Origin of the sequence: Pseudomonas sp. MAG733B (genome assembly GCF_036884845.1) — a bacterium.
Classification (GTDB): domain Bacteria; phylum Pseudomonadota; class Gammaproteobacteria; order Pseudomonadales; family Pseudomonadaceae; genus Aquipseudomonas.
Window position 1 is genome coordinate 1,980,460 of record NZ_CP145732.1, and the last position, 15,244, is coordinate 1,995,703.

Here is a 15,244-nt window from a genome sequence, read left to right on the forward strand (position 1 = left end):
GGCAGGGCGCGGGGGCATGGTGTCGAACCTGTTGTTATTGGTTTTGTGGGTCGGATGGTGCGGGGAATGTACTGGATGGTTCAATTGCTGAAAGCGGGTTTTGGGCGATTATCGAACGTAAGATTGATCCGGGTTTTGTGCTGTATTGGCCGGCCCCATCGCCAGCAGGCTGGCTCCCACAGGTAACCGAGTTCTTGCAGAAAGAATGCGGTCGAATGTGGGAGCCAGCCTGCTGGCGATGGGGCCATAAAGAACAACACACCTTTCCCCGCAGCCAACAAAAAGCCCACCAATCGGTGGGCTCTTTATTTTCACTGCGCTATCAGAACAACTTCAACTTCGGCGCTTCTTCTTTCAACGGCTCGTTCTTCGCCGTCTGCTCATTCCAGCCACCACCCAGGGCCTTGTACAGGTTGACCTGGCTGACCAGTTGCGCCAGACGGTCGGTTATCAGCACTTGTTGCGCGCTGAACAACTGACGCTGGGCATCGAGGAAGGTCAGGTTGCTGTCGACACCGATGCGGTAGCGACGCTCGGCCAGGCGGTAGTAGTCCTGGTTGGCGCTGACGAAGTCTTGCTGCGCCTGCAACTGTTGCACGTAGGTCTGGCGGGCGGCCAGGCCGTCGGCGACTTCCTGGAAGGCCGTTTGAATGGACTTCTCGTAGTTCGCCACGCCGATGTCTTTCTGGATTTTCGAGTAATCCAGGCTGGCGCGCAGGCTGCCGGCGTTGAAGATCGGCAGGTTGATCTGCGGCTGGAACAGCCAGGTGCCCGAACCGCCCTTGAACAGACCGGACAGGTCCGGGCTCAGGGTCCCGGCATTGGCGGTCAGGCTGATGCTCGGGAAGAACGCTGCGCGCGCCGCGCCGATGTTGGCGTTGGCCGCTTTCAGGTTGTATTCGGCTTGCAGGATGTCCGGACGACGTTGCAGCAAGTCCGACGGCAGGCCAGGCGGCACTTCGGCCAGCAGATCGTCCGCCAGCGGTTTGGCCGCTTGCAGGTTGGCCGGAATGCTTGTGCCGAGCAGCAGTACAAGGCTGTTCTCGTCCTGAGCGACCTGACGGGTGTACTTCGCCAGTTGCGCACGGGCGTTTTCCACCGAGGTGCGCGACTGCGCCAGATCGAGAGCCGACGCGACCCCGACTTCGTTGCTGCGTGCGGTGAGCTTGTAGCTCTCCTCGAACGCGGCGAGGGTGTCCTGCGTCAGCTTCAGCAGTTCCTTGTCGGCCTGCCAGGTCAGGTAGGCATTGGCCACGCTGGCCACCAGGCTGATCTGCGTGCTGCGACGGCCTTCTTCAGTGGCGAAGTACTTCTGCAGCGCTTCTTCGTTCAGGCTGCGAATCCGACCGAACAGATCGAGTTCATAAGCACTGATGCCGACGGTGGCCGAGTAGGAACTGGTGATGCCCGCTTCACCGGTCTGCGAAGCATCGGCCGGAACCCGCTGACGGGTGCCGGTGCCATTGGCCGAGACGGCCGGGAACAGATCGGCGCGGGAGATGCGGTATTGAGCCGCAAACGCGTCGATGTTCAGGGCCGCGACACGCAGGTCACGGTTGTTTTCCAGGGAAACCTGGATCAGCTGTTGCAACGCCGGGTCGTGGAAAAACTGCTTCCAGCCTTGCTCGGCAGCGGCCTGCGCCGGTGCCTGGGCCGGCGAGTACGCCGGGCCCTGCGGGTATTGACCTGCCACCGGAGCTTCCGGCTGCTGATAGTCAGGTATCAGCGAGCAGCCACCGAGCACGAAGGCGGCGACTGCCAGGGAGAGTAGCGACTTGCTCATTAGCCAGCCTCTTTAGGAGTTTCAGTAGCGTCTTCCTGGTCGACGTTTTTACGCTGACCCATGGCCGACACAGTGACGAAGAACAGTGGGACCCAGAAGATCGCCAGTACGGTTGCAGTGATCATACCGCCAATCACGCCGGTACCGATTGCATGCTGGCTACCCGAACCTGCGCCCGTGGATATCGCCAGTGGTACCACACCGAGAACGAAGGCGAGCGAGGTCATGATGATCGGTCGCAGACGCATGCGGCAGGCTTCGATCGCCGCCTCGCGCAAGCTGCGTCCTTGCTCGTGCAGTTCCTTGGCGAATTCGACGATCAGAATGGCGTTTTTCGCCGCCAGACCGATGGTCGTCAACAGGCCCACCTGGAAATACACGTCGTTGGACAAACCGCGCAGGCTGGTGGCCATCAGCGCACCGATGATCCCCAGCGGCACCACCAACATTACCGCGATCGGAATCGACCAGCTTTCATACAACGCCGCCAGACACAGGAACACCATCAGCAGCGACAGGGCGTACAGCGCTGGCGCTTGCGAGCCGGACAAACGTTCCTCGTACGACAGGCCGGTCCAGGAAATACCGACACCAGCCGGCAGTTTCTTGGCAATGGCTTCGACTTCGGCCATGGCTTCACCGGTGGAATAGCCCGGCGCCGGGGCACCAAGGATTTCCATCGCTTCCACACCGTTGTAGCGGGCCAGTTTCGGCGAACCGTAGATCCATTCACCCTTGGCGAACGCCGAGAACGGAACCATGGTGCCGACGCTGTTGCGCACGTACCACTTCTTCAGATCCTCAGGGCTCATGCGAGCGCCCGGCTGGCCTTGCACGTAAACCTTCTTCACTCGACCACGGTCGATGAAGTCATTGACGTAGCTACTGCCCAAGGCAATCGACAGGGTGTTGTTGATGTCGGCGATGGTAATGCCCAGGGCACTGGCCTTCTCGTCATCGATTTCCAGCTGGTATTGCGGCTCGTCGTTCAGGCCGTTCGGACGCACCTGAGTCAGAATCTTGCTTTGCGCCGCCATGCCGAGGAACTGGTTACGCGCTTCCATCAGTTTTTCGTGACCGATACCGGCGCGGTCCTGAAGGAACACGTCGAAACCAGTGGCGTTACCCAGTTCCAGTACCGCTGGCGGGGCGAAGGCGAACACCATCGCGTCGCGGAAGGTGAAGAAGTGCTGCTGGGCACGGGCCGCCACCTTGAACACACTGTTGTCGGCGTTACGGTCGTCCCATGGACGAAGCATGATGAACGCCATACCCGAACTCTGGCCACGGCCGGCGAAGTTGAAGCCGGTCACGGTAAACACCGAGTTCACCGCATCGCCTTCACCGCCATCCTTGCCCGGACGCAGCAGGAATTCACGCATTTCGTCAACGACCACTTGGGTACGCTGGGCAGTCGAGCCGGCCGGCGTCTGTACCTGGGCGAACAGTACGCCCTGGTCTTCTTCTGGCAGGAACGCAGTTGGAATGCGGGTGAACAGCCAGATCATGCCGACGACGATGATCAGGTACGCCAACAGGTATGGCGCCTTGTGCGTCAGCATGCTGCCTACGCCACGCTCGTAGCTTCTGACACCACGGTCGAAGTTGCGGTTGAACCAGCCGAAGAAGCCGCGTTTCGGGGTGCCGTGCTCGCCTTTCTTGATTGGCTTGAGCATGGTGGCGCAGAGCGCCGGGGTGAAGATCAGTGCAACCAGTACCGACAGGGCCATGGCCGAGACGATGGTGATCGAGAACTGCTTGTAGATCACACCGGTGGAACCGCTGAAGAACGCCATTGGCAGCAGAACTGCCGAGAGCACCAGGGCGATTCCGACCAGTGCACCCTGGATCTGCCCCATGGATTTCTTGGTGGCTTCCTTGGGCGACAGGCCTTCTTCGCTCATCACCCGTTCGACGTTTTCCACCACGACGATGGCGTCGTCCACCAGCAAGCCGATGGCCAGTACCATGCCGAACATGGTCAGGGTGTTGATGCTGAAACCGGCGGCCGCGAGGATGCCGAATGTACCGAGCAATACCACCGGCACAGTCATCGTGGTGATGATGGTGGCGCGGAAGTTCTGCAGGAACAGGAACATCACCAGGAACACCAGCGCAACCGCTTCAACCAGGGTGTGAACCACGCCTTTGATCGACTCGGTCACCACCGGAGTGGTGTCGTACGGGAACACCACTTCCATCCCTTGCGGGAAGAACGGCTTGAGGTTGTCGATGGTGGTGCGCAGCGCCTTGGCGGTATCCAGCGCGTTGGCGCCGGTGGCCAGTTTCACCGCCAGACCGGATGCCGGGGCACCGTTGAACTGGGCGTTGATGCTGTAGTTCTCACCACCCAGACCAACGTCGGCGACATCTTTCAAACGAACCTGAGAACCGTCCTTGTTGACCTTGAGCAGGATCTTGTCGAACTGCTCGGCGGATTGCAGACGGGTCTTGCCGATGATCGTCGCGTTCAGCTGGGTGCCGGGCAGGGCAGGCAAACCGCCGAGTTGACCGGACGACACCTGGACGTTCTGTGCGGCGATGGCGGTCTTGACGTCGATCGGGGTCAGGTTGAAGTTGTTCAACTTGGCCGGGTCGAGCCAGATACGCATGGCGTACTGCGAACCGAACACCTGGAAGTCACCGACACCGGCAGTCCGCGAGATCGGGTCCTGCATGTTCGACACGATGTAGTTGGACAGGTCGTCCTTGGTCATGCTGCCGTCACGCGACACCACGCCGATCACCAGCAGGAAGTTCTTCACTGCCTTGGTCACGCGGATACCCTGTTGCTGCACTTCTTGCGGCAGCAGCGGGGTGGCCAGGTTCAGCTTGTTCTGGACCTGGACCTGCGCGGTATCGGAGTTGGTGCCTTGCTCGAAGGTCGCGGTGATGGTCATGGTGCCGTCAGAGTTACTTTCCGAGGACACATAACGCAGGTTGTCGATACCGTTGAGCTGCTGCTCGATCACCTGAACCACGGTGTCCTGCACGGTTTGCGCGGAAGCGCCCGGGTAGGTCACGGAAATGGCGATGGCCGGAGGCGCAATGCTCGGGTACTGGTTGATCGGCAGCTTGAGGATCGATAGTGCCCCGACCAGCATGATCACCAGGGCAATTACCCAGGCGAAAATCGGACGGTCGATAAAAAATTTCGACATGGTTTACTCCCCTTTGCCGCTGGAAGCCTTGTCAGCTGCCTGTGCGGGGGCCGGGTTCTTTGCGGCTACGTTGGTCGCATCGCTGGCCTTGACTTCAATGCCAGGTTTGACGAATTGCAGGCCTTCGGTAATCAGGCGATCGCCGGCTTTCAGACCGTCTTCGATCAGCCACTGGTTGCCGACGGTGCGGCTGGCCTTGAGCTGACGCAGTTCGACCTTGTTGTCCGGCCCGACGACCAGTGCGGTCGGTGTGCCTTTGAGGTCGCGCGTCACGCCTTGTTGCGGGGCCAGGATCGCCGCGCTGTTCACACCGGCCTGCAACTGGGCGTGGACGAACATGCCCGGCAGCAGCGTGTGATCAGGGTTCGGGAACACGGCGCGCAGCGTCACGGAGCCAGTAGTCTGGTCAACCGAAACTTCGGAGAACTCCAGCTTGCCGTCGAGTTTGTACTGGCTGCCGTCTTCGAGGGTCAGCTTGACGGTCGCGGCGTTGTCGCCGGCCTTTTGCAGGCGACCGGTTTCCAGGTCACGGCGCAGTTGCAGCAGCTCTACCGAGGACTGGGTCACGTCGACGTAGATCGGGTCGAGTTGCTGGATCACGGCCATCGCCTCGGTCTGGGCATTGCTGACCAGCGCGCCTTCGGTGACCGTAGATCGACCGATACGACCGGTCAGTGGCGCGTAGACCTTGGTGTAGCGCACATTGATCTGGGCCGTTTGCAGCGCGGCTTCCGATTGCAGGCGGTTGGCCACGGCCGTGTCGTATTCCTGGCGGCTCACGGCCTGTTCGTTGACCAGTTGCTGGTAGCGATCGGAAATCGACTTGGTCGAACGCAGGTTGGCTTCGGCGCTTTTCTGGGTCGCTTCATAGATCGATGGATCGATCTGATACAGCTGCTGGCCGGCCTTGACGTCGCTGCCTTCCTTGAACAGACGCTTGAGAATGATGCCGTTGACCTGCGGACGAACCTCGGCAATGCGGTACGCGCTGGTGCGCCCCGGCAAATCCGAGGTGAGCGTAAACGTTTGCGGCTGAAGGGTGACGACGCCGACCTGAGGCGGTGGTGCGGCCGGTGGAGCTTCTTCCTTTTTGCATCCGCTGAGCAGCGATGCCAGGGCGACGGCGGCGACCAGAGCGGTAACAGCTGGCTTGAATTGCATGAAAATCCTCGGGTCAGGCGCGAAATAAACGCACAAGAAAAGATGGAAGGTAAAAATTGGGTGCCGGGTGGATAAGTAGCATGCTAAGGAATATACTTACGTTCACGGTTGTTTGTAAATACCTTGGCTGTGTATCCACGCCGTTACAGACGCCGCTGAAAGGTTGGAATTGTAGGCCCGGGGACGATACCCAAGAGCGCTCGCCCCACTTTTATTCAGCTGATATTCAGACATCGCTGAAGCATCCTGATTGAGGTTGTACTGCCATGGTTCGTCGCACCAAAGAGGAAGCTCAAGAAACCCGTAGCCAGATACTCGAAGCGGCCGAGAAAGCCTTTTACGAGCGGGGCGTGGCCCGAACCACCCTGGCGGATATCGCGACCCTGGCCGGCGTCACGCGTGGGGCTATCTACTGGCATTTCAGCAACAAGGCGGATCTGGTGCAGGCCATGCTCGACACCTTGCACGAGCCGCTGGAAGAAATGGCCAAGGCCAGCGAGAGCGAAGACGAACTCGATCCGTTGGGCTGCATGCGCAAATTGTTGATTCATTTGTTTCATCAAATTGCACTGGACCCGAAAACCCGGCGCATCAACGAAATTCTGTTTCATAAGTGCGAATTCACCGATGAAATGTGCGACCTGCGCCAACAGCGCGTGGCAGCCAGCCTCGACTGCAATGTGCGGATCGGCCTGGCCTTGAGTAACGCAGTGAATCGCGGGCAGTTGCCGGAAAACCTCGACACCGCCCGAGCGGCCATCAGCCTGCACGCCTTTATCGATGGCATCCTGTATCAGTGGCTGTTGGCCCCCGACAGCTTTCAACTGCACATCGAGGCCGAACGTTGGGTTGATACCGGACTGGATCTATTGCGCTTCAGCCCCAGCCTGCGCAAGTGAAGCAAAATGCGTAATCGGCGACTTGTGTGTCAACCGTCGAAGCCATAGATGAACAGTTCTTCACGCGTCCTGTGGCAATGGGGTGCTTTTATATACGCAGGCTCGGCAGGTTGACAGGTAGCAAGCTCGGTATTTTGTAGGAATTTTGTGTCGGGTTTGTGAGCGTGCAATCCCTGTAGGAGCTGCCGAAGGCTGCGATCTTTTGATCTTGGCGTTATTGAACACACAAAAAATCAAAGGATCGCAGCCTTCGGCAGCTCCTACAGGGGTATCGAAGTTCTGGTAATAAAAAGCCCCGGCTCTTTCGAGTCGGGGCTTTTTGCGTTTCAGCGCAGAGTGTTTACAGCGTCGGGTAGTCGATGTAGCCGACCGGGCCCTTGGCGTAGAACAGTTCCGGGCGCGCTTCATTCAGCGGCGCGTCGGCTTTCAAGCGAGCAGGCAGGTCCGGGTTGGCAATGAACGGGACGCCGAAAGCGACCGCATCAGCCTTGCCGCTGGCCAGCCAAGCGTTGGCGCTGTCCTTGGTGAAGCGTTCGTTGATGATGTACGGGCCGCCGAAGGCTTCCTTGATTTGCGGGCCAAGGCTGTCGGCGCCTTCTTTCTCGCGCGAGCAAATGAACGCGATGCCACGCTTGCCCAGTTCACGGGCGACGTAGGTGAAGGTTTCGGCCAGATTCTCGTCGCCCATGTCATGGGAATCGGCACGAGGTGACAGGTGCACACCGACGCGGCCGGCGCCCCAGACTTCGATCGCGGCGTCGGTCACTTCCAGCAGCAGGCGTGCACGGTTTTCCAGTGAGCCGCCGTAGTTGTCGGTGCGCTGGTTGGTGCTGCTTTGCAGGAACTGGTCGAGCAGGTAACCGTTGGCGCCGTGAATTTCCACGCCGTCGAAACCGGCGGCCTTGGCGTTCTCGGCGCCGGTGCGGTAGGCGTCGACGATGTCGGCGATTTCAGCGGTTTCCAGGGCGCGCGGGGTCGGGTAGTCGGACAGTGGGCGAACCAGGCTGACGTGACCTTTGGGCTGGATGGCGCTTGGTGCAACCGGCGCTTCACCGTTGAGATAGGACGAGTGCGAAACCCGGCCCACGTGCCACAGTTGCAGGAAGATCTTGCCGCCCGCGCCATGGATCGCCTTGGTCACGTTGGCCCAGCCACGCACCTGGTCGTTGGACCAGATACCCGGGGTGTCCGGGTAGCCGACGCCCATTGGCGTGACCGAAGTCGCTTCGCTGAGGATCAACCCGGCGCTGGCGCGTTGCACGTAGTACTCGGCCATCAGCGCGTTCGGCACACGGCCTTCGTCGGCGCGGCAGCGGGTCAGCGGGGCCATGATGATGCGGTTGGCCAACTCGAGGTCGCCCAGTTTGATCGGATCGAAAATTGTCGTCATTTATTGCAACCCTCGTGAGGTAATGGTTGATCAGTTGGTAGCAGGAGCCAGCTCGGGATTGCCGTTCTGGCGGAAAGTAATCAGGGTCACCAGCAAGGCGAGTACCGCGAGTGCGGCTGCCGCGAGCGGCACGCTGGTCAGGCCGAAACCGTGGGCGATGACGCTGCCGCCGACCCAGGCGCCCAAGGCGTTGCCGACGTTGAAGGCGCCGATGTTCAGGGTCGAAACCAGGTTCGGTGCTGCTTTGCCGTAAGTCACCACGTTGACTTGCAGGGCAGGCACGGCGGCAAAACACGCGGTGGCCCAGAGGAACAGGGTGATTTCGGTCGGGATCAGCGCGACGCTGGTCCAGGTCAACACGGTGGACACCACGGCCATGGCGATGAACACGCCGATCAACGTCGCGGCCAGGCCCTTGTCGGCCATCTTGCCGCCGATGATGTTGCCGACCGTCAGGCCCAGGCCGATGAGCATCAATGTCCAGGTCACGCCACGGGGCGAGACGCCGGTGACTTCACCCAGCAGTGGCGCAACGTAAGTGAACAGGGTGAACACCGACGCGGCGAACAGTGCGGTCATGCTCAGCGACAACCAGATACCGGCGCCTTTGAGGGCGCGCAGTTCGGCACGCATGTCGAGTTTTTCTTCATCGCGCTTGGCCGGCAGGAAGCGGATCAGGCCGATCAGCGCAATCACACCAATGACGGTCACTGCCCAGAAGGTCGAACGCCAGCCGGCTTCCTGACCGAGCGCGGTGCCCAGTGGCACGCCGAGCACGTTGGCCAGGGTCAGACCGGTGAACATCAGGGCCACGGCCGAAGCACGCTTGTTCGCAGGCACCAGGCCGGCGGCTACGACTGAGCCGATACCGAAGAAGGCACCGTGACACAGGGCCGTGACCACACGGGCAAACATCAGCACGTTGTAGTCACTGGCGACTGCGCAGAGCAGGTTGCCGATGATGAAAATGCCCATCAACGCCACCAGTGCAGCCTTGCGTGGCAGCCTGGCGGTAGCCAGCGCCATGAACGGCGCACCGATGGCCACGCCCAGGGCGTAACCGGTCACCAGCCAGCCGGCACCGGGGATCGACACACCGAGGTCGGCCGCCACATCGGGCAGCAAGCCCATGATGACGAACTCGGTGGTGCCGATGGCGAAGGCGCTCAACGCGAGGATGAGTAGCGAGAGGGGCATTGGTTAATTCCTTTTGGCTGGCTGACATGGGGGGCGTTCTCAATTGGCTTTCCCGGCGCTGCGTGAAAACCAATTGAGAACACCCCCACAGGGTCAGAGCTCTTTGCTGAAGATTTTGAGGAACTCCTGAATGGTTTCCTCGTTGCGTTTGAAGAAGTGCCACTGACCGACTTTGCGGCTGCTGATCAGGCCGGCGCGTTGCAGGGTCGCCAGGTGTGCGGACACCGTGGACTGCGACAGACCGCAACGTTGATCGATCTGCCCGGCGCAAACGCCGTGCTCGTTGCTGTGGGACTGGTCGGGAAATTCGACGGTCGGGTCTTTGAGCCAGTGCAGGATGTCTCGCCGTACTGGGTGCGCCAGGGCTTTTATTATTTCGTCGAGGTCAAGGTTCATGGCAGTGTGCTCGTGATCAGTAAAACGCTATATCGCGATGAGGCGAACTTTATATCGCTATTTCGCGATACACCAATATGATTTTGGTCTGACGACCGAGTAAATCGGTATATCGGGTTATAACGATACGGTGGATGTAGATACCAGGACGCAGTGCTAAGCTGCGCCCATGAACTATCTCGCACATCTTCACCTCGGTGGCCAGCGTCCCGGTCAATTGCTCGGCAGTCTGTATGGCGATTTCGTCAAAGGCAGGTTGCAAGGGCAGTTCGAACCGGAGATCGAAGCGGCCATCCAGCTGCATCGCAGCATCGACGTATTCACCGATCGCCATCCGCTGGTGGATGTCGCGTTGTCACGGTTTTCCCTGACGCGCCGGCGTTATGCCGGGATCGTCCTCGACGTGTTTTTCGACCATTGCCTGGCGCGCGACTGGACGCTGTATGCCGATCGGCCGCTGGAGTTGTTCACTTCAGACGTTTACCGCGTACTGTCCAGCGAACAGCAATTGCCTGAGCGGTTGGCGAAGATTGCGCCGCACATGGTGGCCAACGACTGGCTGGGTTCGTATCAGGAGTTCGAAGTGCTGGAGCAGGTGCTGCGGGGGATTTCCCGGCGCTTGACCCGGCCGGAAGAGCTGGCGCCAGCGATGCAGGAATTGCGGCGATTGTATGAACCGTTGAGCGAGGATTTTCGGTTGTTCTATCCGCAGCTTCAGGATTTCGCCGCAACTCCGCGAATTTAAATGTGGGAGCGGGCTTGCTCGCGAAGGCGGTGTATCAGCTGACAATTGAGCTGAATGACACTCCGCATTCGCGAGCAAGCCCGCTCCCACATTAGGGTTTTATTCCTTCAGGTACTTCGTGTCAGGCTGCAATCGCCGGACGCATCGGTGCTCGTTGCGGTTCGACGATTTCACCAAACAACGCCTTCTGCACAGCCTGCTGCGCGTCGAACGCCAGTGCAGCACGCTCGCGGCCTTCACAAACGATCGGTTTGAGCAGATGAATCTCCACACCACCACGGTCATTGGCAAACAACCGCATCAGGTGCGAGAGCAAGTCATCATCTCCAATGAACGGTGCCAATGTATCGAGCTCACCGTCACGCACATAACGAATCGCCACCGGCTGCAACGCCACCTCGGAATCAATCGCAGCCGACAACAAGCGACCATGGAAAGTACGCAGCGAACGGCCATCGGTGGTGGTGCCTTCCGGGAACATCAGCAGTGGATGCGCCTGTTCCAGATGACGGGTCATCTGTTTGCGGATCAACTGGCTGTCGCCCGAACCTCGACGGATAAACAGGCTACCGGCCTTGGCCGCCAACCAGCCCGCCACCGGCCAGGTGCGCACTTCGGCCTTGGACAGGAAGGACATCGGCGTGAGCATCCCCAGCAACGGGATGTCGGTCCAGGACACATGATTGCTGACCCACAGCATCGGCACTTTAGGCATTTGACCGTGGACCGTCACGTCGAAGGGCAGGGCGTTGCTCAGGCGCGCCATGAAAAATCGCGACCAGCGCTGACGCCGTTCCATCGAATGGGCCATGCCCAAGCGTTCGAACACACCGAACACACTGGCCATGGTCAGGCCAAGACCCACCACCAGCAACACCCGCGCAATTCGCGCGTATACGCGCAGCCGGCTCATTACACAGCCGCCTTGAAGTGTTTGGCGTAGCGCGGGCAGAGTTCGTCGCGCTTGAGCAGGATGAACACGTCGGCCACCTGGAAGTCCTCGTCCCAGCACGGCTCGCCGCAGATTTTCGCGCCCAGGCGCATGTAGGCCTTGAGCAGCGGTGGCATTTCGGCGATCACGTTGGAAGGAATATCCAGAGTCGGCAGCGGTTTTTTCGGTTCGGCGCGCAGGTGTTCGGTGCACAGGTAGCGTTCGCGCAAGCGCTGCATGATCGCGTGGGCCTGGATGCCGCCGTCCTGCATCGGGATGCTCGCGCAACCCATCAAATAGCTGTAGCCGCCCTGGTTCAGCACTTCGGCCAGTTCGCCCCAGAGCACGGCGATGGTGCCGCCGTTGCGGTAGGCCGGGTCGACGCAGGTGCGGCCGATTTCCAGGATCGGGCCTTGCAGATGGACCAGGCCATGCAGGCTGAATTCTTCTTCGCTGTAGAATTTTCCCAGGCTGCTGGCGGCGGTGTGGTCGAGCAAACGGGTGGTCGCCACCAGGCGTCCGGTGTTCAGGTCACGCACGCCGATGTGAGCGCAGTGAACATCATAGTCATCCATGTCCAGACCCAGTTCCGCGCCTTTCAGCTTGGCGTTGAACTCGCCGCTGAACACGTTGAAACGCAAGGCCTGAGCTTCCTGCAAAGCCTCGGCGCCCACCAGGCGTTCGGCTTGCAGGCGGCGTTCGTTGCCGGTGTCGCTGATGCGGGCGATCTGAGTCATGGCGATTCTCCGTGCGGGCTGCTCACCCGTCTTTGGGTTACAGCGGATCGACTTTCTTTATCCAGCCTTGTTGTGCAAAGTCAGGCTATGTAGCCCCGGTGTCATCGCCATGAAGCTTTGGTGATGCTTATATGACAGCCCACGAGGAGCCTCTTATGCCCTGGCAAACCCTGTTGAAACGCCGCGATCGCTTGCCCGCCAACCCGGATCTGGGCGAAGGCTTCGCGACCCTGTTAGAGCAATTGGGCTGCGTCACGCCGTTCGAATTGGCAGTGGCGGGCGGGCGCTTGATGGCAACGCCGGGGCTGGCGTTTCTGGTGGGCTATCAAGCGGCACTGCGCATGCTCTGGCCGAGCGCGCCGTTGAGCCTCGGCGCCCTGTGCGTGACCGAGCAACGCAGCCTGCGCCCGGCAGACATGCAAACCCGGCTCAACGGTTTACGCCTGAGCGGGCGCAAGGATTTCGTCACCGCCGGCGATGCCGCCGACTGGCTGCTGGTCGCCGCGCGCAGTGAAGAACCTGGCGAAGATCCACGTTTGAGTCTGGCGGTGATTTATCCCGATGAACCGGGGGTGCGGGTGGAACAACTGCCGCCAATTCCGTTGATGCCGGACATCAGCCATGGCCGCTTGTTTCTCGATAACGCGCTGTGTGAGTTGCTAGCGGGGGATGGCTGGGATGCCTACGTCAAACCGTTCCGCACTCTTGAAGACATCTATGTGCTGAGTGCCATGAGCGCCTGGCTGTATGGCGTCGGCGATGACTGCGCCTGGCCGCAATCCTTGCAACTGCGCTTGCTGGCGCTGTTGGCCGGTTGCGCGGAAGTCAGCCGACAGGCACCGAGTCATCCGGCCGGGCATGTGTTGCTCGGTGGATTGTTTGCGCAGTTTGAATCGCTGAAAACTGAAATCAATGAAGCGCTGGCCGAGGGACCGTCGGAGTGGGCTGCGATGTGGCAGCGGGATCAGGCGGTGATGGAATTGGCGGCGGGGGCGCGGGGCAAGCGGTTGGCCAAGGCACTTGCGGTGATTTGACGGGCCTCATCGCGGGCAAGCCTTGCTCCTACAGGATTGATGCGTTTTCAAAAATGACACATAACCTGTAGGAGCAAGGCTTGCCCGCGATGGCGGCCTTACAGGCAACACAAAACCCGGAACTGTCATCAACCTCGACTAGGCTCAGCGGGTTATTCCCCAAGAGCCCCCCGCCATGCCCAAAGGCTTGTCCCTGTTTTTCCTGCTACTGCTCAGCCTCACGGCCCACGCCGAAAACTGGCCCGCCGAACAATGGTCGACCGCCCCGACCCTCACCGGCCCGGCGCTACAGGCTCTGGAGAGTTACGCGTTCCCACCCCGCAACGACTCCAATCGCCAAGGCATCCGCACCGATACCTTGCTGGTGATCCGCGACGGCCAATTGATCTACGAACGCTACGCCGGCCCGACCACCGCCGAAACGCCACACCTGACCTGGTCGATCAGCAAAAGCCTGATGGCCACGGTGCTGGGTGTGGCTTACGGCGAAGGCCTGTTCAAGCTCCAGGAGCCGGCGCAGAAATTTTATCCGCCGCTGAAAAAACACCCGGACATGACCATTGCCGATCTGCTGCACTGGGCCTCGGGCATCGACTGGCAGGAAGACTACGAATACGCACCGTTGAAGTCGTCGGTGGTGGCCATGCTTTACACCCGAGGCCACGGGGACATGGCCGCGTTCACCGCCGATCACTCCAGTTACGCGGCGCCGGGCCAGGCGTTCCGCTACTCCAGTGGTGACAGCAATCTGTTGTCCGCCGCGCTGAAAAACATCGTCGGGCCGAATCGCTATGCGGACTATCCATGGACCGCACTGTTCGAGCCGCTGGGCATTCGCCATGCCGTTTGGGAAACCGATGCCACGGGCACTTTCGTTGCGTCCTCGTATGCTTACCTCACCGCGCGGGATCTGGCGCGAGTCGGTTTGCTGATGGCCCGCGACGGTCGTTGGGGCGACAAACAACTGCTGCCCAAGGATTGGGTCGCTTTCAACCGCGAACCGTTCGCGAACTATCACGCCCACCAGGACGAAGCCGTACCCGGCGGACACTGGTGGCTCAATCGGGCAGCCGACGGCGCCGCCCAACCCTGGCCCGATGCCCCCGCCGACACCTTCGCCGCGCTGGGCCATTGGGGCCAGGCGATGTACGTGATTCCCAGCGAAAAACTGGTGATCGTGCGTTACGGCGATGACCGCGACGGCAGCTACCGGCACAACGAATTACTGAAACTCGCGCTCAAGGCGTTTGCGACAAAGGTGCAGCCATGACCGGTTTCATACGCCGTCGCCCGTTCAGTTCATTGTTGCTGATCCTGCTGCTCGCCTTGCTCGGCTGGATCTGGCACGAGCGCGTTGCACTGTGGGCGTTCCCCGACATCATTAGCGCCTATACCGCGAAGGAATATTGCTCGTGCCGTTACGTGATGAACAACGACACCGAGTATTGCCGTGGCTACGTGAAACAGTGGCTGCCCACCAGCGACTTTACCGATGACCCCGCCAGCAAGCGCATCACGGTCAGCGGCATGGGCCGCAGCAACAGCGCCGTGTGGATCGGCGAGCGTCAGGGCTGCCGTTTATCGCCCTGACTGGCGATGCTTTTCGTGGCGAGGGAGCTTGCTCCCGCTCGGCTGCGCAGCAGTCGTAAAGACAGCAACCTCGGCGGGTCAAATACAGCACGGTTGCAGGTTCTAGCGCCGCTTCGCAGCGCAGCGGGAGCAAGCTCCCTCGCCACAAGGTTTTGCATCGGCCATTGAAGCTTTATCCCCTCAGGTTCCACTCTGTGGAACCACATTCGATTGTCCTCGC

Annotated in this window: 13 protein-coding genes; 5 read left to right on the forward strand and 8 right to left on the reverse strand. The window is 60.5% G+C overall.

The window, feature by feature from the left end; all coding sequences use genetic code 11:
• Positions 1–322: 322 nt before the first annotated feature.
• The 3 genes from emhC to V6Z53_RS08960 are packed head-to-tail and all read right to left on the reverse strand — an operon-like array spanning position 323 to position 6,105.
• The gene (gene emhC / locus V6Z53_RS08950) at positions 323–1,783 is read right to left on the reverse strand and encodes an efflux RND transporter outer membrane subunit EmhC (RefSeq protein WP_338585148.1); all 1,461 of its coding nucleotides are present in this window, start codon (positions 1,781–1,783) and stop codon (positions 323–325) included.
• On the reverse strand, positions 1,783–4,944 hold the full coding sequence (gene emhB, locus V6Z53_RS08955) for an efflux RND transporter permease subunit EmhB (protein ID WP_338585149.1): 3,162 nt from the start codon (positions 4,942–4,944) through the stop codon (positions 1,783–1,785). Before emhB ends, emhC begins: the two co-directional genes overlap by 1 nt.
• Positions 4,945–4,947: 3 nt before the next feature.
• Positions 4,948–6,105, reverse strand: coding sequence for an efflux RND transporter periplasmic adaptor subunit (locus V6Z53_RS08960; protein WP_338585150.1), 1,158 nt, complete (start codon positions 6,103–6,105; stop codon positions 4,948–4,950).
• Between the two features lie 266 nt (positions 6,106–6,371).
• Between V6Z53_RS08960 and emhR the strand changes: the two genes are divergently transcribed.
• Positions 6,372–7,004 (forward strand): efflux system transcriptional repressor EmhR, encoded by a 633-nt coding sequence (gene emhR / locus V6Z53_RS08965; RefSeq protein ID WP_338585151.1) that lies wholly within the window; start codon positions 6,372–6,374, stop codon positions 7,002–7,004.
• A 340-nt stretch (positions 7,005–7,344) separates the two neighbouring features.
• On the opposite strand, the gene V6Z53_RS08970 is transcribed toward emhR, so the two are convergent.
• The 3 genes from V6Z53_RS08970 to V6Z53_RS08980 form a co-directional block, all read right to left on the reverse strand.
• On the reverse strand, positions 7,345–8,394 hold the full coding sequence (locus V6Z53_RS08970) for an alkene reductase (protein WP_338585152.1): 1,050 nt from the start codon (positions 8,392–8,394) through the stop codon (positions 7,345–7,347).
• 30 nt (positions 8,395–8,424) lie between these two features.
• Complete coding sequence (locus V6Z53_RS08975) at positions 8,425–9,591, reverse strand: MFS transporter (RefSeq protein WP_338585153.1); 1,167 nt, start codon at positions 9,589–9,591, stop codon at positions 8,425–8,427.
• Between the two features lie 93 nt (positions 9,592–9,684).
• Positions 9,685–9,987, reverse strand: coding sequence for a metalloregulator ArsR/SmtB family transcription factor (locus tag V6Z53_RS08980; RefSeq protein WP_130904349.1), 303 nt, complete (start codon positions 9,985–9,987; stop codon positions 9,685–9,687).
• Between the two features lie 169 nt (positions 9,988–10,156).
• On the opposite strand from V6Z53_RS08980, the gene V6Z53_RS08985 reads away from it, so the two are divergent.
• On the forward strand, positions 10,157–10,732 hold the full coding sequence (locus tag V6Z53_RS08985) for an ACP phosphodiesterase (protein ID WP_338585154.1): 576 nt from the start codon (positions 10,157–10,159) through the stop codon (positions 10,730–10,732).
• Positions 10,733–10,853: 121 nt separating this feature from the next.
• Here V6Z53_RS08985 and V6Z53_RS08990 read toward each other — a convergent pair whose 3' ends face one another.
• Both V6Z53_RS08990 and olsB read right to left on the reverse strand, forming a co-directional pair.
• Positions 10,854–11,645, reverse strand: a complete 792-nt coding sequence (locus V6Z53_RS08990) for a lysophospholipid acyltransferase family protein (protein WP_338585155.1) — start codon at positions 11,643–11,645, stop codon at positions 10,854–10,856.
• A complete protein-coding gene (gene olsB, locus V6Z53_RS08995; RefSeq protein ID WP_034146715.1) occupies positions 11,645–12,400 on the reverse strand; it encodes an L-ornithine N(alpha)-acyltransferase in 756 nt (251 codons plus the stop codon). The genes V6Z53_RS08990 and olsB overlap by 1 nt, the downstream gene beginning before the upstream one ends.
• Positions 12,401–12,555: 155 nt before the next feature.
• On the opposite strand from olsB, the gene V6Z53_RS09000 reads away from it, so the two are divergent.
• The 3 genes from V6Z53_RS09000 (at position 12,556) to V6Z53_RS09010 (ending at position 15,024) form a co-directional block, all read left to right on the forward strand.
• Positions 12,556–13,434 carry an acyl-CoA dehydrogenase family protein gene (locus V6Z53_RS09000; protein WP_338585156.1) on the forward strand — a complete coding sequence of 293 codons (879 nt, stop codon included), beginning with the start codon at positions 12,556–12,558 and terminating at the stop codon, positions 13,432–13,434.
• 175 nt (positions 13,435–13,609) lie between these two features.
• Positions 13,610–14,704, forward strand: a complete 1,095-nt coding sequence (locus tag V6Z53_RS09005; RefSeq protein WP_338585157.1) for a serine hydrolase — start codon at positions 13,610–13,612, stop codon at positions 14,702–14,704.
• A complete protein-coding gene (locus V6Z53_RS09010; protein ID WP_338585158.1) occupies positions 14,701–15,024 on the forward strand; it encodes an amidase in 324 nt (107 codons plus the stop codon). The genes V6Z53_RS09005 and V6Z53_RS09010 overlap by 4 nt, the downstream gene beginning before the upstream one ends.
• The last annotated feature ends 220 nt before the right edge of the window (positions 15,025–15,244 follow it).

What these genes read in the sequence shown, in the direction of transcription:
- emhR (WP_338585151.1), top strand. Translation starts at nt 6,372, where the DNA reads ATGGTTCGTCGCACCAAAGAGGAAGCTCAAGAAACCCGTAGCCAGATA.
- V6Z53_RS09000 (WP_338585156.1), top strand. Translation starts at nt 12,556, where the DNA reads ATGCCCTGGCAAACCCTGTTGAAACGCCGCGATCGCTTGCCCGCCAAC.
- V6Z53_RS09005 (WP_338585157.1), top strand. Translation starts at nt 13,610, where the DNA reads ATGCCCAAAGGCTTGTCCCTGTTTTTCCTGCTACTGCTCAGCCTCACG.
- V6Z53_RS08985 (WP_338585154.1), top strand. Translation starts at nt 10,157, where the DNA reads ATGAACTATCTCGCACATCTTCACCTCGGTGGCCAGCGTCCCGGTCAA.
- V6Z53_RS08975 (WP_338585153.1), bottom strand. Translation starts at nt 9,591, where the DNA reads ATGCCCCTCTCGCTACTCATCCTCGCGTTGAGCGCCTTCGCCATCGGC.
- emhC (WP_338585148.1), bottom strand. Translation starts at nt 1,783, where the DNA reads ATGAGCAAGTCGCTACTCTCCCTGGCAGTCGCCGCCTTCGTGCTCGGT.
- emhB (WP_338585149.1), bottom strand. Translation starts at nt 4,944, where the DNA reads ATGTCGAAATTTTTTATCGACCGTCCGATTTTCGCCTGGGTAATTGCC.
- V6Z53_RS08980 (WP_130904349.1), bottom strand. Translation starts at nt 9,987, where the DNA reads ATGAACCTTGACCTCGACGAAATAATAAAAGCCCTGGCGCACCCAGTA.
- V6Z53_RS08960 (WP_338585150.1), bottom strand. Translation starts at nt 6,105, where the DNA reads ATGCAATTCAAGCCAGCTGTTACCGCTCTGGTCGCCGCCGTCGCCCTG.
- V6Z53_RS09010 (WP_338585158.1), top strand. Translation starts at nt 14,701, where the DNA reads ATGACCGGTTTCATACGCCGTCGCCCGTTCAGTTCATTGTTGCTGATC.
- olsB (WP_034146715.1), bottom strand. Translation starts at nt 12,400, where the DNA reads ATGACTCAGATCGCCCGCATCAGCGACACCGGCAACGAACGCCGCCTG.
- V6Z53_RS08970 (WP_338585152.1), bottom strand. Translation starts at nt 8,394, where the DNA reads ATGACGACAATTTTCGATCCGATCAAACTGGGCGACCTCGAGTTGGCC.
- V6Z53_RS08990 (WP_338585155.1), bottom strand. Translation starts at nt 11,645, where the DNA reads ATGAGCCGGCTGCGCGTATACGCGCGAATTGCGCGGGTGTTGCTGGTG.